Genomic DNA, 15,604 nt, shown 5'->3' on the forward strand with positions numbered 1-15,604 from the left:
CGGCTCCAGCCTTGCCCACTGTGCATCCGTCAGATCTCCACGCGCCACACCATGATCATCACCGATCAAGATCCACTTTCGCAACAGACCCTAGTCGTGCTTGAGGCCCAGGACCTCCACTGCTGCGAACGTCTCGTTCGCCGGACGGGAGTCGTAGTGCGGGGTGAGCAGCTCGTCCAGCTCCTCGTAGGAGAAGGCCTCCTTGCCCGTGTCGAACTTCGCGGCCACCTTCGGGCGTTCCATCACGACCACGATCCCGCCGTGCACGACGAACAGCTGCCCGTTGGCCCTCGCCGAGGCCGGCGAGGCCAGGTAGCCGACCAGCGGCGAGACGTGCTCGGGGGCCAGCGGGTCGAGCCTGCCCTCCTCCGGGACCTGGAAGCCCGCGAACACGTCCTCCGTCATCCGGGTCCGGGCGCGCGGGCAGATGGCGTTGGCCGTCACCCCGTACTTGGCGAGGGCCAGGGCGGTCGAGGTCGTCAGGCCCACGATGCCGCCCTTGGCCGCCGCGTAGTTCGGCTGGCCGGCCGAGCCGCCGAGGAAGGCCTCGGAGGAGGTGTTGACGATCCGGCCGTAGACCGGCCCGCCCGCCGCCTTCGAGCGTTCGCGCCAGTGCACGGAGGCGAAGTGCGTGGTGTTGAAGTGGCCCTTGAGGTGGACCCGGATGACCGAGTCCCACTCCTCCTCCGACATCGAGAAGACCATCCGGTCGCGCAGGATGCCCGCGTTGTTGACCAGGATGTCGAGCTTCCCGAAGCTGCTCACCGCCAGCTCGACCAGCTCGCGCGCCTGCTCGAAGTCGGCCACGTCACCGAGGTGCGCCACCGCCTGGCCGCCCGCGGCGCGGATCTCGGCGGCCACCTCCTCCGCCGGAGCGGCCGAGGCCTCCCCGGAGCCGTCGCGTCCGCTCTGGCCGAAGTCGTTGACGACCACGCTCGCGCCGAGCCGCGCGAGCTCGATCGCCTCGGCCCGGCCGAGCCCGCGGCCGGCGCCGGTGACGATGGCGCAGAGCCCCTCAAGTGGCAGTGACATCTACCGGATTCCTCTCAGAGTTCGATGCAGGTGCGCAGGGCGACGCCCGTGCGCATCTGGTCGAGGGCGTCGTTGATCTCGGCGAGGTGCACCCGGTGGGTGATCAGGCCCGCCAGGTCCACCCGGCCCGCCCGCCACAGCGCGATGGTGCGCTCGTACGAGCGGAGCACGTCCCCGCCCCCGTACATCGACGGCAGGATCTTCTTCTCGTCGAAGAACAGCGAGAACATGTTGATCGAGTAGTTGTCGTCGAGCGCGCCCGCGCCGACCACGACGACGGAGCCGCCGCGCCGGGTCATCTCGTACGCGGTCTGCGTGGTCGCGGACTTGCCGACGACCTCGAAGACGTAGTCGAAGCCCTCGCCGCCCGTGATGCGGTTCTTGGCGTCGGCGAAGGCCTCCGGCGCGACCCCCTCGGTCGCGCCGAAGCGCAGCGCCGCCTCGCGCCGCGAGGCCACCGGGTCCACGGCGATGATCTGCGCCGCGCCCTGCACCTTGGCTCCCTGGATGACGGAGATGCCGACTCCGCCGCAGCCGATGACGGCGACCGAGGACCCGGCCTCCACCTTGGCGGTGTTGATGGCCGCGCCGAGGCCGGTGGTCACCCCGCAGCCGATCAGCGCGGCGATGTCGTACGGCAGGTCGTCGGGGATCGGTACGGCGCACGCGGCGGGCACCACCATCTCCTCGGCGAAGGTGCCGGTGCCGGCGAAGCCGAAGATGTCCCCGCCGCCCGTGCGGCGGAAGTTGGGCGTGGCCACGTTCGCGAAGGACTCCAGGCACAGGTGGCCCTGGCCGCGCTTGCAGGCGGGACAGTGCCCGCACGGCGGCAGCCAGCAGACGAGGACCCGGTCGCCGATGGCGTGGGTGGTGACCCCGTCGCCGACGCCGACGATCTCGCCCGAGCCCTCGTGGCCGGGTATGAAGGGGGCGGGCTGCGGCAGCACGCCGCTCATCGCGGAGAGGTCCGAGTGGCACAGGCCGGTGGCCTTGATGCGGATACGGACCTTGCCGGGGCCGAAGCCCGCGGTCTCCATGTCCTCGACGACCTCGAGCTTGTCCTGGCCTATCTCGCTCTGCAGTGCTGCGCGCACGGTGCGGCTCCTTTGTGGTCGGGCGTTACGCGTGTTCGACGACGGTGTCGGCGAGGACCGGCGCGTCGTCCCGTTCGACGGCGGTCACCGAGACCCGGACCCGGCCCGGCTCCTCCCACATCCGGATCCGCAGGGTCTCGCCGGGGAAGACGATCCCGGCGAAGCGCGTGCGGTAGGCGCGGACCCGCGAGACGTCCCCGCCCAGCGCCGTGTCGACGACGGCCTTGAGGGTCATCCCGTACGAGCACAGGCCGTGCAGGATCGGCCGGTCGAAGCCGGCCAGCTTGGCGAACTCGGGGTCGGCGTGCAGGGGGTTCCAGTCGCCGGAGAGCCGGTACAGGAGCGCCTGCTCCTCGCGGATGTGCCGCTCCTCGACCCGGTCGGGCACCCGCTCGGGCATTTCGGTCTTGACGGAGGGTCCGCGGTCGCCGCCGAACCCGCCTTCCCCCCGTACGAAGATCTGCGCGTCGCTCGTCCACAGCGGCCCGTCGGCGTCCGCGACTTCGGTGCGCAGCACGATCACGGCGGCCTTGCCCTTGTCGTAGAGGGCGGCCACCTTGGCGGAGGAGGTGGCGCTGCCCTTGACGGGGATGGGGCGGTGCAGCTCGATGGACTGGCCGCCGTGCAGGACGTGGGCGAGGTTGACCTCGATCCCGGGGGCGGCGAGGCCGCCCATCATGGCCATCCCGGCACCGGCGACGGTCGCGAAGCTGGGGAGTACGTGGAGTTTGGACTCGAGGGTGTAGCGCAGCTCGTCGGGGTCGGTGGCAGGGATGCCTGCGCCGAGACCGAGGTGGTAGAGCTGGATGTCCTTGTGGTCCCAGGCGATGTCCCCCTGGCGGGGGTCTGCGGCGAGGGCCCTGGCGGCATCGATCGGCATTGAGGATGCTGCTCCTTGTTTCGGTTCCCGTTTGCTTCTGCATGGAAGACCTCGGTGCGGTCGTCCGCACCGTCGGCCGCACCGAGGTCGTTTGCGGGACCGGCCGTCTTCTAGAACGCGTTCTAGGTCGAGCCGGTGAAGGAATGTATAACGCACGCCCCAGCAGTTGGGAAGACTCCTGACTCCACGTCAGGATGACGTTGGCCGGAGCGTGTTGCCGGGCACTCGGGGGTCGGGGCCCTAGGGTGGCGGGGTGGACGAGATGCCCCGGAATTTCCGTACGGTGAGGTCGTTGCGGGTCCTGCTGGCGGAGGGTCCGGGCACGTCGGCCGGCGCGCTGGCGGTTCTGCTCAAGCTGGAGCCGGACCTCGACGTGGTCGCCCGGGTCGCGCCCGGTGCGGACGTGGGCGCGGCGGCGCTGACGGCCTGTCCGGCCGTGGCGCTGATGGACGCGGACCGCCCGGAGGTGCTCGCGGAGGTGGCGGCGGTGTGCCGCGAGGCACCCGAGTGCCGGGTGCTGCTGCTGGCCGGGTCGGCCCGGCCGGGCCTGGTCGAAGGGGCGCTCGCCGCGGGAGCGGCGGGGGTGGTGCTGCGGGACGACCCTCCCGGGGCGCTGGCCGGCGCCGTCCGCCGCGCCGTGACGGGCGAGACGGTCACGGACCCGACGCTGGAACCGTAGAGCGGCGGGCGGGACGGCCCTTCCCGGCCACCGATTGACGGATTCCGCCGCAGCGCCGGTCCGCGTACTGGACCAGGATGAGGCTCCCTCAGCCTAGCTTCGTGGAGACGGAATCATGCGCATAACCGCCCTGCCCGCCGCCCTCGCGCTGGTGGCCGCAGCGCTCGCCGCAGGAGCGGCTCCGGCCGCTGCCGACACCCCGGCCGGCCCGGTCCTCACGGTCCCCCTGGAGGCCGGCAACGGCTTCCACCACAACACCGGAACGGTGACCTACGAGCGCGTGGACGGCGCGGTGAACTCGGTCAGGATCATCTCGGTGCACATCCTCAGCGGCGAGCGCGACTGCGCCTGGGTGTCGTGGAACGACCCGCACGACCCGAACGGCTGGAGCAACCTGACCAGCGAGCCGTCCTGCAACGGCACCGGCCTGGAGGAGTCGCCCGACCGGATCATCAAGGCGCCGGCCGGCCACCCGCTCAAGGTGCGCCTGGCCGCCGGCCACCCCGACTCCGACGTGGTGCACAAGGACATCGAGAAGCTCTGACCGGCGCGCCGCGGCCGCTGGGCGCCAAGAGCGGTCGCCTGCGCGCGAGCGGGCGAGGGCGGCGAGGAGGTCGCTCTCGCCCGGGGCGGTGAACAGCCGCTTCGGCAGCACCACGAGACACGTCCGGCGCCGCGAGCGGCCCACGAACACGTGCAGCGGTTGGGGTCAGCCCCGCCGCAGTAGCGTCACGACGGCCGCGCCGCCGAGGCCTATGTTGTGGGCCAGGCCGATGCGGGCCTGCGGGACCTGTCGGGGGCCCGCTTCGGCACGGAGCTGCCAGACCAGTTCCGCCGCCTGCGCGAGCCCGGTGGCTCCCAGGGGGTGGCCCTTCGAGATCAGGCCGCCCGACGGGTTCACCACCCACCGCCCGCCGTACGTCGTCGCGCCCGACTCCACCAGCTTCCCGGCGGCGCCCTCCTCGCACATGCCCAGCGCCTCGTACGTCAGCAGCTCGTTGATCGAGAAGCAGTCGTGCAGCTCGATCACGTCCACGTCCTCGATGCCGAGTCCCGAGGACGAGAACACCGCCCGCCCCGCCGCCGCCGTCATCGGCTTGCCGACCACGTCGATGCACGAGCCGGAGGCGAACGACTCCTCCGTGTCCGTCGTCATCGCCTGCGCGACGATCTCCACCGCCTTGTCGTGCAGGCCGTGCCGGACGACGAACCGCTCCGAGACGACCACCGCAGCCGCTGCCCCGTCCGACGTCGGCGAGCACTGCAGCTTCGTCAGCGGCTCGTGGATCGGTTTCGCCGCCAGGATCTCCTCCACCGTGTACACGTCCTGGAACTGCGCGTTCGGATTGTTCGCCGAGTGCCGGTGGTTCTTCGCCCCCACCGCCGCCAGCTGCGCGGCCGTGGTCCCGTACCGCTCCATGTGCTCGCGCGCCGCGTTCCCGAAGATCTGCGCGGTCGGCGGGGACATCTCGAAGCCGTGGCCCGCGGCCATGATCCCGTAGTGCCGGGCCACCGGCGAGGTCTTGAAGGAATCATCAGCGGCTCCGCCGCGGGCACCCCCGTCGGCCCCACCCCCCAGCGCGCCCCGCTTCATCTTCTCGAAGCCCAGCGCGAGCACGCAGTCGCTGATCCCGCCCTCCACGAACTGCCGCGCCATCATCAGCGCCGTCGACCCCGTCGCGCAGTTGTTGTTCACGTTGTAGACCGGGACCCCGCTCAGCCCCAGCTCGTACGCGGCCCGCTGCCCGGCCGTGGAGGCCTGGAAGCAGTACCCCACCGGCACCTGTTCGACCTCCTCGTAGGAGATCCCCGCGTCCGCCAGCGCCGCGGTCCCGGCCTCCTTCGCCATGTCCCAGTACTGCCAGTCCCTCGACTCCGGCTTCTCGAACTTCGTCATGCCGACGCCCACGATGTATGACTTCATGCCCGACAACTCCTAGGGGGTGTCTTGTGGATCAGGCCGGATCAGGGAGCGGCGTCCGGTGCCGTGGATCGCAAGGCCGAGGAGGGAGCCACTGCGGTGGGGCACCTCCCAGCGGTAGCCGGGGGACATTGGCGACCGACGAGAACATGGCGAGGCGAGGCACCGGACGCCGCGAGCCCGGCATGATCCACAAGACACCCCCTAGTCCCTGGGGAGGCCGAGGATGCGCTCGGCGACGACGTTGAGCTGGACCTGTGTGGTGCCCCCGGCGATGGTCAGGCAGCGGGACATGAGCATCCCGTGCACCGCCCGCTCCCCCGCCCCCTCCCGTACCGCGCCCGCCGGGCCCAGCAGTTCGAGCGCGAGCTCGGCGGTCCGCTGCTGGTGCGGGGTCTGGACGAGCTTGCGTACGGAGGCACCCGCGCCCGGCTCCAGCCCCGACACCTGCTGGAGCGTGGTGCGCAGCGCGATGCAGGCCAGGGCGTGCGCCTCGGCGGTGAGCGCCCCGATCCGCGCCCGGTACGCGCCGTCGAGTTCCGCCGAGCGGGCGATCAGCGCTTCCAGTCCGGTGTCGAAGGTCATCTGGTCGGCCATGTGGACCCGCTCGTTGCCGAGCGTGTTGCGGGCGACCTTCCACCCGCCGCCGGGCGCGCCGACGAGGGCGTCCGCGGGCAGCAGGACGTCATCGAACCAGACCTCGTTGAAGAGGGCCTCGCCGGTGATCTCCTTGAGCGGGCGCACGTCGATCCCCGGGGTGTTCTTCATGTCGACCACGAAGTAGCCGAGCCCCTTGTGCTTGGGGGCGGCCGGGTCGGTGCGGGCCAGCAGGATCCCGAAGTCGGCGCTGTGCGCGGAACTCGTCCACACCTTCTGTCCGTTCACTTTCCAGGAGCCGTCCGCCGTCCGCTCCGCCCTGGTCCGCAGCGAGGCCAGGTCCGAGCCCGCCCCCGGCTCGGAGAACAGCTGGCACCAGGTGACGTCCCCGCGCAGGGTCGCCGGCAGGTACCGCTCCCGCTGCGCGTCGGTCCCGTAGGCGAGCAGCGAGGGCACGACCCAGGTGGCGATCCCGAGGTCGGCGAGCCTGACCCCGGCCGCGCGCAGTTCCTGCTGGACGACGAGCTGCTCGACGGGGCCGGCGCCGAGCCCGTGGGGCGGCGGCAGGTACGGGGCCGCGTACCCGGTGGGGGCCAGGATCCGCCGGGCGGCCGCCGGACCAAGTCCGCGCGCGTCCTCGATGGCGGTACGGGCCTTCGCGCGGTGGGTCTCCGCCTCCGCGGGCAGTTCCAGGCGCAGCTCGCGCCGGGCTCCGGCGGCCGCCAGCCGGACGGCCCGTACGCGGTGCCCGTCGCCGGGCCCGAGGAGCTGGCGGGCGACGACGGCCCGGCGGAGGTAGAGGTGGGCGTCGTGCTCCCAGGTGAAGCCGATCCCGCCGAGGATCTGGATGCAGTCCTTGGCGCAGGAGTAGGCGGCGTCGAGCGCGCTCCCGGCGGCCAGGGCGGCCACGAGCGAGCGCACCGGAGCCGACTCGTCCATCACCTGGGCGGCGTCCCAGGCCAGGGCGCGGGCCTGTTCGAGGCGCACCAGCATGTCGGCGCACAGGTGCTTGACGCCCTGGAACTGCCCGATGGGCCGGCCGAACTGCTCGCGGACCTTGGCGTACTCGGCGGCGGTGTGCAGCGCCCAGCCGGCGGTGCCGCAGGCGTCGGCGGCGAACAGGGCGCAGGCCAGGTCCCGGACCAGGGCCGCGTCCAGGCCGAGCAGGCGCCCGGGCGGCACGGTGACGGCGCGGGCCCGCACCCCGGCGGTGGGCCGGGTCGGGTCGGCGCTCTCGTGCGTACGGATGTCCAGTGCGGCGGCGTCCACGGCGAACCAGCACGTGCCGTGCGCGGCCTCGGCGGCGAGCAGCACGAGGTCGGCTTCCCCGGCGCCGAGCACCGGTGGTGCGTCGCCGTCGAGCAGGTACCCGCCGCCCTCGACGGCGATGGCGGTCAGGGTCCCCGGGCCGAGGGCGACCGCGCCGACCCGCCCGTCGAGGGGTTCGGACCCGGCCCGGTCGAGCAGTACGGAGGCCAGCGCGCTCGGCAGGAACGCCCCGGGCAGCGCCGCCCGGGCGGCCTCCTCGACGACGACGGCCAGGTCGAGCAGGGTGCCGCCCTCCAGGTGCGGCTCGAGCAGCCCCTGCGCGGCCATCGCGTCCCAGTAGGCGGGCCGCGCCCCGGTCTGCGGCGGGGTGTCGAGCAGCTTGCGCACCTCCTCGGGCGGCACGGCCCGCGCCACCCAGCCGCGTACGGCCCCGGCCAACTCCCGCTGTTCCCCAGTGATTCCGATGCCCATGCGCGGCAGGCTAGAACACGTTCCATTCTGACGGAAGGTCAGAACAGGAACGTGTTCTGCTTCGATGGATCCGCCGGGCTCAGCGCGGGACGGCCGCCAGCGCGGCCCGGGCGATCTCCTTCGCCTCGCTCTCGCAGGTCGCGGCGGGATGCTGCGGACCGCCGAGGGCCACCCGCACCAGGAGGTTGCCGTCGCTCACGCCCAGCGAACAGGTCTGCGCGGTCATCGGAGTCGACCAGCGCGCGCCGTCCCCCGCCCCGAGACCGGTCTCGGGCCGCCCGGTGCCAAGGTTGAACCGCGTGCGCTCCGTCCCGCTGCCCGGGACGCGGCCGCTGCGCTCCACGGACCAGCTGACGTACGCGTGCGGCTTCGGCTCCTCCTCGCCGGCGAACGCATCGAAGGCCACCACCCAGTCACAGGCCGCGTACGACTTCACGGGTGACTCGTTGTCACCGGCCTGGCGCATTTCCTGCTGCGGCAGCGGCAGGTTCCCGGCCGCCTCCGTGCAGAGCGGCACACTCAGATACCGGTCCGCTTCGACCGGCGGCGGCTCCTCCAGCGCGCGCAACCCGTACGTCACCCCGGCCCAGGCCGCCACGAGGACGCCCGCGGCCAGCATCAGGTTCCGCGGGCGCAGGCGCAGCCGCCGGCCGCGCGGCGCGTGGGCCCGCTCCGGGCGGACGGCCGCCGCGGTCGCGGTCGCGGTCGCCGCGTGCGGGTCCACGTCCTGGCCCTCGAGCGGGGGAGCCGCGGCGTCCGGGTCCCGGAGCAGCCCGTCGATCTCCTCGTTCTGGGCGGCGGCCATCCGCTCGACCGCGGGCGGCCACTGCGTGCTGTCGGCCGCGCCGGTCAGGCCCAGGATCTCGGCCGGGGACGGCCGGGCCGCCGGATCCTTGGCCAGGCACCGGGCGACGAGCCCGCGCAGACCCGGCGGGAGGCCGAGGAGGTCGGGTTCGGTGTGCACGACGTTGTAGAGGGTCAGCGCCACCGTCGCCGCCGCGAAGGGACTGCGCCCCGTCGCGGCCAGCACCAGGACGGACCCGAGGGAGAACACGTCGCTCGCCGGGGTCAGTTCGCCGCCCTCGGCCTGCTCGGGCGACATGAACGCGGGCGAGCCGATCACCGTCCCGGCCCGCGTCAGCTCGGTGATCTCGCCGGGCCGGGCCACCCGCGCGATCCCGAAGTCGATCACCCGCACCCCGTCCCGGGCGAGCAGCACGTTGTCGGGCTTGAGGTCCCGGTGCACCAGCCCCGCCCGGTGGATCTCGGCGAGGGCCGTCGCCAGCCCGGCGGCGAGCCTTCGTACGGTCTCCTCGGGCAGCGCCTCGGCGCTCTCCACCGCGGCCCCCAGCGAAGGCCCGGCCACGAACACCGAGGCCAGCCACGGGGCGTCCGCGTCCGCGTCGGCATCCAGGACCGCGGCCGTGAAGGCGCCGGACACCTTCCGCGAGGCGGCGACCTCGCGCCGGAACCGGGCCCGGAAACCGTCGTCGTCGGCGAGCCGGGCGTGCACCTGCTTGACGGCGACGAGCCGCCCGTCCGGTGCGGCGCCGAGCAGCACGCGGCCCATACCGCCCCGGCCTAGCTCGGCGAGCAGCCGGTACGGTCCCGCCGTGGCCGGATCGGACTCCCTGAGCGGTCTCATCAGCTCCCCACCGACTCCACGACCGAGGCTGCGAGCTCCCGCGTGACGGCCGCACACGTGCCGGTCGGGTAGCGGGGGCCCGTCACCGAGACGTGGAGCGTCATGTTGACGTCCCGTACGTACAGACGACAGTTCGGAAATCTGTCGTCCTTGGGCGGCGGCTGCCACAGGCCCTCGTCGGCGAACCCGAGGTCGATGTCACGCCGGGTCTCGCCGGGTTCGTTGAAGATCTCAAGGCGGTGCTTCGCCTGCTCGGCCCCGGTGCCCTCGCCCTTGCTGGTCGCGAAGAACGTCCACTCCGCTTCGATCTCGTCACCGGTCCGGTTGGTCCAGGTGCAGCGGGCATAGGCCGAGCCGGACTTCTCGACCGGCCCGAACCCGTCCGGTTGGTCGAACCCGGACGGCACGCGCACCTTGGCCCGGACCTGCTCACAGGACGGGGGCATCGCCGGGTACTTGTCCTGCTTCTGCGCCAGCCCTGTCGACCGGACATCCGATATGAATTCGCGGTAGGTATCCACGAGGTACTGCCGCCCCACGGTCAGCCCGGCCACGGCCACGACCCCCGCCACGGCAACCGCCACGATCAACGGCCGGGGCCACCGGCGACGCCACCAGGGTGCCGCCCCGTCGTCGGTCCGGGGAGCCGTGGCCCCGTTGACCACGCCGGCGGTCACGTCCACCTGCTCGCGGATCAGCATGTTCACCGCCTCCGGCCACGGCCGCGCCGAGGGCGCCAGCTCGCCGACCGCGGTCAGCAGCTCGCCCGGGGTCGGCCGGTCGGCCGGATCCTTGGCCAGGCACCGGGTGACCACGTCACGCAGCCCGGCCGGTACGTCGCCCAGGTCCGGTTCGGCGTGCACGACCTCGTGCAGGATCCGCGGCACCGAGCTCCCGGCGAACGGCGGCTTCCCCGTGCAGGCCATGACGAGGGTCGCGCCGAGCGAGAACACGTCACTGGCCGGGGCGAGTTCCTGCCCCAGGACCTGCTCGGGCGACATGTACGCGGGCGAGCCGATGAGCGCGCCCGCGTGCGTGATCCGGGTCTGGTCCCCCACCGCCCGCACGATGCCGAAGTCGATGACCCGTACGCCGTCCTCCGCGAGCAGCACGTTGGACGGCTTGAGGTCCCGGTGGATCAGCCCCGCCCGGTGTACGTCGGCCAGGGCGTGCGCGAGCCCGGCGGCCAGCCGGCGCACCGCCTCCTCGGGCAGCGGCCCGGCGGTCTCCACGGCCCGGCTCAGCGAGGGCCCCGGCACGAACTGCGAGGCGAGCCACGGAACCTCGGCATCGGGATCGGCATCGATCACGGCCGCGGTGTAGCCGCCGGCCACCCGCCGCGAGGCATCCACCTCGCGGCGGAACCGCGCCCGGAACCCCTCGTCCTCGGCCAGCTCGGCATGGACCTGCTTGACCGCGACGAACCGCCCGTCCGGCCCCACCCCCAGCACCACCCGGCCCATCCCGCCCCGGCCGAGCACCGAGACCGTCCGGAACGGCCCTATGTACTCCACTCCTAGAGGGCGCCGACGAACACGGCGAAGGCGGCAGGACTCACGGTGAAGGCGGGGCCTTCAGGGTTCTTGGAGTCCCGGACGGCGATCAGGCAGGGCTGCGAGGCGACCTCGACGCAATCACCGCCGGTGTCACCGCTGTACGAGACCTTGCGCCAGGCGGCGGCGCCGAGGGGGGCGCATTCGACGCACTCGCCGCCGGTGTCCCCGCTGTACGAGGACTTACGCCACCGCGCGCCCGTCAGCTCCTGGATGGTGTCCATAACGCTCCTCCATTACGCGGGCGATCCGTGCCGCCGAGTCCTCCACGGAGAGCGCGGCGGCCTGCAAATGATCGTAACGGAGCGAACCCTCCCTGAGAGCCTGCGGATTGGCCGTCATATGGCCCTGGATGAAGTCCTCGGTATAGACGAGGTCCGGGTCGTCCTCGAACCGCAGGACGGTGAAAGAGCCCATCTGCCCCGCATGGGCGCCGGCCTCGAAAGGCAGGATCTGCACCTGCACCCACTCCCGCCTCCGCAGGGCCAACAAGTGGGCGAGTTGGTTCCGCATGACCTCCCGGCCGCCAGTCTCCTGGTGCAGTACGGCCTCACTCATGACCACCCACATCAGTGGCGGGTTCTCGCGGTCGAGTACTCGCTGCCGCTCCATCCGGGCGGCCACCTTCGCGTCGAGGTCCCCCTCGGTCCGTACGCCCAGCACGGCCCGCGCGTACTCCTCCGTCTGCAGCAGCCCGTAGACCAACTGCGCCTGGAAGGTGGAGATGTATGCAGCCCTCGCCTCCATCTCGGCGTACGCCTGGAACCAGGTCGGCAGCTGGCTCCGCAACACCAGCCCCACCAGCCGGGAGAGTGCCCCGTCCGTACCGAGCGCCGCGTCGACCCGTTCCGAGAAGTCCCGCGTCGGGACCTTCCTCGCCGTTTCGATCTGGCCGATCAGCGAGGCCGTGCAGAACACGATGTCCCCGAGCTGCCACTGTTTCAGCTTGGCCTCCTCCCGCAGCCGGCGCAGCTCCGCGCCGTAGTAGTCCAGCGGGGACGCGCTGGGATCGAGATCGCGGATGTTGACCATGAGGCGGTCACCCCCAAGTACACGCCTTGCGGCGTTCGTTTCGGTCCGTAGCCGAGCGTAACCACACCACCCCACCCTGGTGACGTGAATCACGTAACTGAGCACTCAGCAGCCGGACTTGGCGAGAGCTACCACATGGGCTTCACCGTGAGTGAGCACTCGGCCCGGCACATGCGGCGCATCCTGCGGATCTACCTGGCCAGCTGGGGCCTGGCCGGGCTGACCCACGCCGCCGAGCTGGCGCTGACCGAGCTCGTCTCGAATGTCGTCCGGCACGTTCCCGGGCGGGCCTGCTCGGTGCTCATCCTGTGCGGGCCGGGCGGGCTGCGGGTCGAGTTGACGGACGACTGCCCGAGCCTGGTGCGCGTGGCTCGCGGCGACGGCGGGGAGCTCGCCGACGGCGGGCGCGGGCTGCATCTGGTCGGGGCCGTGACCGACCGCTGGGGCGCGGAGCCGACGGCCACCGGCAAGACGGTGTGGTTCGAATGCGACCCACCCGGTACCGAACCGGCACGGGCCAATACCGGCCAAGTCCGGAAATCGCTCTAGATCCCCTCAGTACCAAATGATCCAATCTGGGGCGTTAACGCCGACCCCATTTCACTTCAGGAAGGAAATCGCCTGTGAATTGCGTGACGTACGTGGACCTGCACCGGCAAGTCTCCTTGGACATCGAGGCGGAATTGGAAACCGCCCTCTTACGGCTCGCCCCGCCCTCGGGTACGGGCGCCGCCAAGAGCGCGGTGAGCAGACTCCTCCGGCATCAAAAACTGAGGCATCCCCTGTCCGTCCTCCCGATGATGGTGCACGCCATCGAGACGGGGGATCCCGGACCGGCCGTCCCGCTGTCCGCCGTGCACGTGCTGTGGTGGACATCGGCCTGCTACCTCGACGACCTGGCCGACGGGCACGGTACGACCGCCTCCGACAGCCTGAGCCAGAACGAGGCGCTGCTGGCCTCGGTGCTCAGCGGGGCAGTGCTGCCGATTCAGATCATCCGGTCCCTCCCGGTGCCGGCGGCGGTCCAGGGCGCGCTGACCGCCGAGATCGCGACCGGCTGGGTGGTGGGCGCCGAGGGGCAGCTGACCGACATCGACGGAGATGCCGACGGCGCCACCCGGAACTCGGTGGTCGAGGCCTACCGCGGGAAATCCGGCGGGCCGTTCTCGATGATCACGGCGATGGCGGCGATATTGTCGGGCGCGAGTGACGAAAGAGTAGAACTGTGGCGGGAGTTCGGCTACATATTCGGCATCCTGTGGCAGTTGTTCAACGACCAGGAAGACATCCTGTCCGGCCGCAATGAGGACCTCCTCAACGGGACGGTCACTTATCTGCTCACCTGCGTCCTCGATGACGCCGCCACGCCCCGGGACCGGGAGGACGTCCTCGGCTGCTGCGCCGCCGCGCGGAATTCCGAGGACGCGCGCGCCGAGCTGACCCGCCTCCTCCTCGCACCGGCCGCGCTCGACCGGTACACCGCGGACCTCGACGCGTTCCGCGCGGAGGCGCACCGCCTGCTCACCACCCTGGACGGCGACGAGCACCACGTACCCGGCATGCGGCATCTCGTCGACCACGCGGCGCAGATGCTCCTGCGGACGCACCTCGTCCCGGCCGCCGTGTAGGCCGTCGTTCCGGGCGGATCAGCGCGGCACGGCCGCCAGCGCGGTACGGGCGAGTTTCTTGGCATCCTGCTCACACGACGACCCGGGGTGCCGTTCGCGTGTGAGGGTCACGTCGACGGTGAGGTTGCCGTCGCGGACGGCGAGAGCGCAAACGGTCTTGGATCCTTTGTCCGTCCAGTAGACCTCGTCACCGACGCCCAGACCGGTCTCCCGGTCGCCGCCGCTCCATGCCGTGTTGAAGTGGCGCTGCTGTTCGTCGGCTGCGAGCTCGATTCCGAAGCGGCTGAGCAGCAGGTCCCACAGGACCACCTCGGTCGGCGGCTCGGAGGGGTCGGAGGCATACCAGGCGCAGCTGGTCTGCGCCGTGTTGGCCTGCTCGGCATGGCGGTCCTTGGCCACGGTCCGCCCCTTGGGCAACCGCCCTGCCATCTCCTCGCAGGTGGGGATCCTCGCGTACTTGCCGAGGCCGACGGCGATGGCCACGGAAGCGGGCGCGGAGGCGGAGGCGGGCGCCTTCCCCTTCCCCGTCGGGGATCCGCCCCCGCCCTCGGGCCACAACGACGCGGCCACGACGACGATGCCGACGGCCAGCACACCGCCGGCCACCCATGCAGCCCTGCCCCGGGAACTCGAGTCCGGCCGCGGCGACGACGCCTGGGGCACCACTCCGGGGCCGGCCTCCTCGGTGGCCCGTTCGGAGAAGTCCACCGGGGCCGGACGCCGCTCCGGCTCGGGCTCGGGCTCCGGCTCGGGCTCGGGTGCCTTCGCGACCGCAGGGGCCTCGCCGCCGAGCAGCCGGTCGATCTCGGCCCGCTGCGCGGCGATCAGCTCGTACACGGCGGGCGGCCACTGCCGGCCGGCCGGGACCCCCAGGGGGCGCTGCCCCCGGAAGGAGTCTGGGGGAGGCGCCGCACCCGACGGGGCTCCGGGGCTCGCCCCCGGGAAACGGTGAAAGGGCGGGGCGGGGAGACGGCCCCGCGCAGCGGCATCCCACCCCCCACCCCGGAGGGCCCCGGCATGGTGCCCTACCAGCCGGTAAGGCACCATGGGCCGCCCAGCCCACCCGCACCACCCCACCCCCATCCCGGAGGAACACATGGCCACCCCCAAGCCGGAGACCCTCGCCGCCTTCGAGGCCGCCAAGGGGTTCATGCCCGTACGCGAGGGCCTGGCCCTGTACGAGGCCGCCACCGCGGCAGCGGCACTGGGGCTGCCCCTCCTGGAGGTCGGCACGTACTGCGGCCGCTCCACCATCCTGCTGGCCGACGCCGCCCGCGAGGCCGGCGTGGCCGCCATGACGGTCGACCACCACCGCGGCAGCGAGGAGCAGCAGCCCGGCTGGGAGTACCACGACCCGACCGTGGTGGACCCGGAGGTCGGGCTGATGGACACCCTCCCGACCTTCCGCCGCACCCTCCACCGGGCGGGCCTCGAGGACCACGTCATCGCGATCGTGGGCCGCTCCCCGCAGGTCGCCGCGGCCTGGGGCGGGAAGCTCGGCCTGGTCTTCATCGACGGCGGCCACACCGACGAGCACGCCACGGGCGACTACGAGGGCTGGGCCCCGCACGTCGCCGAGGGCGGCACGCTCGTCATCCACGACGTGTTCCCGGACCCGGCCGACGGCGGCCAGGCCCCGTACCGGATCTACCTGCGCGCCCTCGCCTCCGGTGCCTTCGAGGAGGTCTCGGTGACCGACTCCCTCCGCGTCCTGCGCCGCACCGCCCCGGGCATCTGAGGACGGCGCGGCCGGCCCCGGGGGCCCGGAGGGCCATGCTGCCGACCCGCCGGGGCCATTCGGCA

15 protein-coding genes are annotated in these 15,604 nt (G+C 72.4%); 5 read left to right on the top strand and 10 right to left on the bottom strand.

Going from position 1 to position 15,604, the window contains the following annotated elements; translation table 11 throughout:
* Nucleotides 1-90: 90 nt before the first annotated feature.
* Genes AB0M76_RS06995 through AB0M76_RS07005 form a run of 3 tightly spaced genes read right to left on the bottom strand, consistent with a single transcriptional unit; the run spans nt 91 to nt 3,006 of the window.
* On the bottom strand, nt 91-1,032 hold the full coding sequence (locus AB0M76_RS06995) for a 3-oxoacyl-ACP reductase (RefSeq protein ID WP_365951943.1): 942 nt from the start codon (nt 1,030-1,032) through the stop codon (nt 91-93).
* Nucleotides 1,033-1,046: 14 nt separating this feature from the next.
* Entirely contained in the window at nt 1,047-2,126 is a 1,080-nt protein-coding gene (locus tag AB0M76_RS07000; protein WP_365951944.1) for a Zn-dependent alcohol dehydrogenase, read from the bottom strand.
* 25 nt (nt 2,127-2,151) lie between these two features.
* A complete protein-coding gene (locus AB0M76_RS07005; protein ID WP_365951945.1) occupies nt 2,152-3,006 on the bottom strand; it encodes a MaoC/PaaZ C-terminal domain-containing protein in 855 nt (284 codons plus the stop codon).
* A 262-nt stretch (nt 3,007-3,268) separates the two neighbouring features.
* On the opposite strand from AB0M76_RS07005, the gene AB0M76_RS07010 reads away from it, so the two are divergent.
* Both AB0M76_RS07010 and AB0M76_RS07015 read left to right on the top strand, forming a co-directional pair.
* Nucleotides 3,269-3,685, top strand: coding sequence for a DNA-binding response regulator (locus AB0M76_RS07010; RefSeq protein WP_365952339.1), 417 nt, complete (start codon nt 3,269-3,271; stop codon nt 3,683-3,685).
* 115 nt (nt 3,686-3,800) lie between these two features.
* The gene (locus AB0M76_RS07015) at nt 3,801-4,229 is read left to right on the top strand and encodes a hypothetical protein (protein ID WP_365951946.1); all 429 of its coding nucleotides are present in this window, start codon (nt 3,801-3,803) and stop codon (nt 4,227-4,229) included.
* A gap of 165 nt (nt 4,230-4,394) precedes the next feature.
* On the opposite strand, the gene AB0M76_RS07020 is transcribed toward AB0M76_RS07015, so the two are convergent.
* The 6 genes from AB0M76_RS07020 to AB0M76_RS07045 form a co-directional block, all read right to left on the bottom strand.
* Nucleotides 4,395-5,609 carry a lipid-transfer protein gene (locus AB0M76_RS07020; protein WP_365951947.1) on the bottom strand — a complete coding sequence of 405 codons (1,215 nt, stop codon included), beginning with the start codon at nt 5,607-5,609 and terminating at the stop codon, nt 4,395-4,397.
* Nucleotides 5,610-5,810: 201 nt separating this feature from the next.
* Nucleotides 5,811-7,943, bottom strand: coding sequence for an acyl-CoA dehydrogenase family protein (locus AB0M76_RS07025; RefSeq protein ID WP_365951948.1), 2,133 nt, complete (start codon nt 7,941-7,943; stop codon nt 5,811-5,813).
* Between the two features lie 79 nt (nt 7,944-8,022).
* Complete coding sequence (locus tag AB0M76_RS07030; RefSeq protein ID WP_365951949.1) at nt 8,023-9,588, bottom strand: serine/threonine-protein kinase; 1,566 nt, start codon at nt 9,586-9,588, stop codon at nt 8,023-8,025.
* Nucleotides 9,588-11,102, bottom strand: coding sequence for a serine/threonine-protein kinase (locus AB0M76_RS07035; protein WP_365951950.1), 1,515 nt, complete (start codon nt 11,100-11,102; stop codon nt 9,588-9,590). Before AB0M76_RS07035 ends, AB0M76_RS07030 begins: the two co-directional genes overlap by 1 nt.
* Before the next feature lie 2 nt (nt 11,103-11,104).
* Nucleotides 11,105-11,365, bottom strand: coding sequence for a DUF397 domain-containing protein (locus AB0M76_RS07040; protein WP_365951951.1), 261 nt, complete (start codon nt 11,363-11,365; stop codon nt 11,105-11,107).
* A complete protein-coding gene (locus AB0M76_RS07045) occupies nt 11,325-12,173 on the bottom strand; it encodes a helix-turn-helix transcriptional regulator (RefSeq protein WP_365951952.1) in 849 nt (282 codons plus the stop codon). The genes AB0M76_RS07040 and AB0M76_RS07045 overlap by 41 nt, the downstream gene beginning before the upstream one ends.
* Nucleotides 12,174-12,257: 84 nt before the next feature.
* Between AB0M76_RS07045 and AB0M76_RS07050 the strand changes: the two genes are divergently transcribed.
* Nucleotides 12,258-12,722 carry an ATP-binding protein gene (locus tag AB0M76_RS07050; RefSeq protein ID WP_365951953.1) on the top strand — a complete coding sequence of 155 codons (465 nt, stop codon included), beginning with the start codon at nt 12,258-12,260 and terminating at the stop codon, nt 12,720-12,722.
* A gap of 74 nt (nt 12,723-12,796) precedes the next feature.
* Entirely contained in the window at nt 12,797-13,801 is a 1,005-nt protein-coding gene (locus AB0M76_RS07055) for a polyprenyl synthetase family protein (RefSeq protein WP_365951954.1), read from the top strand.
* Between the two features lie 18 nt (nt 13,802-13,819).
* Here AB0M76_RS07055 and AB0M76_RS07060 read toward each other — a convergent pair whose 3' ends face one another.
* Nucleotides 13,820-14,638, bottom strand: a complete 819-nt coding sequence (locus tag AB0M76_RS07060; protein ID WP_365951955.1) for a hypothetical protein — start codon at nt 14,636-14,638, stop codon at nt 13,820-13,822.
* A gap of 259 nt (nt 14,639-14,897) precedes the next feature.
* Here AB0M76_RS07060 and AB0M76_RS07065 point away from each other — a divergent pair, with 259 nt between their 5' ends.
* Nucleotides 14,898-15,539, top strand: a complete 642-nt coding sequence (locus AB0M76_RS07065; RefSeq protein WP_365951956.1) for a class I SAM-dependent methyltransferase — start codon at nt 14,898-14,900, stop codon at nt 15,537-15,539.
* Nucleotides 15,540-15,604: the final 65 nt, after the last annotated feature.

The sequence above is a fragment of the Streptomyces sp. NPDC051364 genome, from assembly GCF_040682115.1.
Taxonomy (GTDB): Bacteria; Actinomycetota; Actinomycetes; order Streptomycetales; family Streptomycetaceae; genus Streptomyces.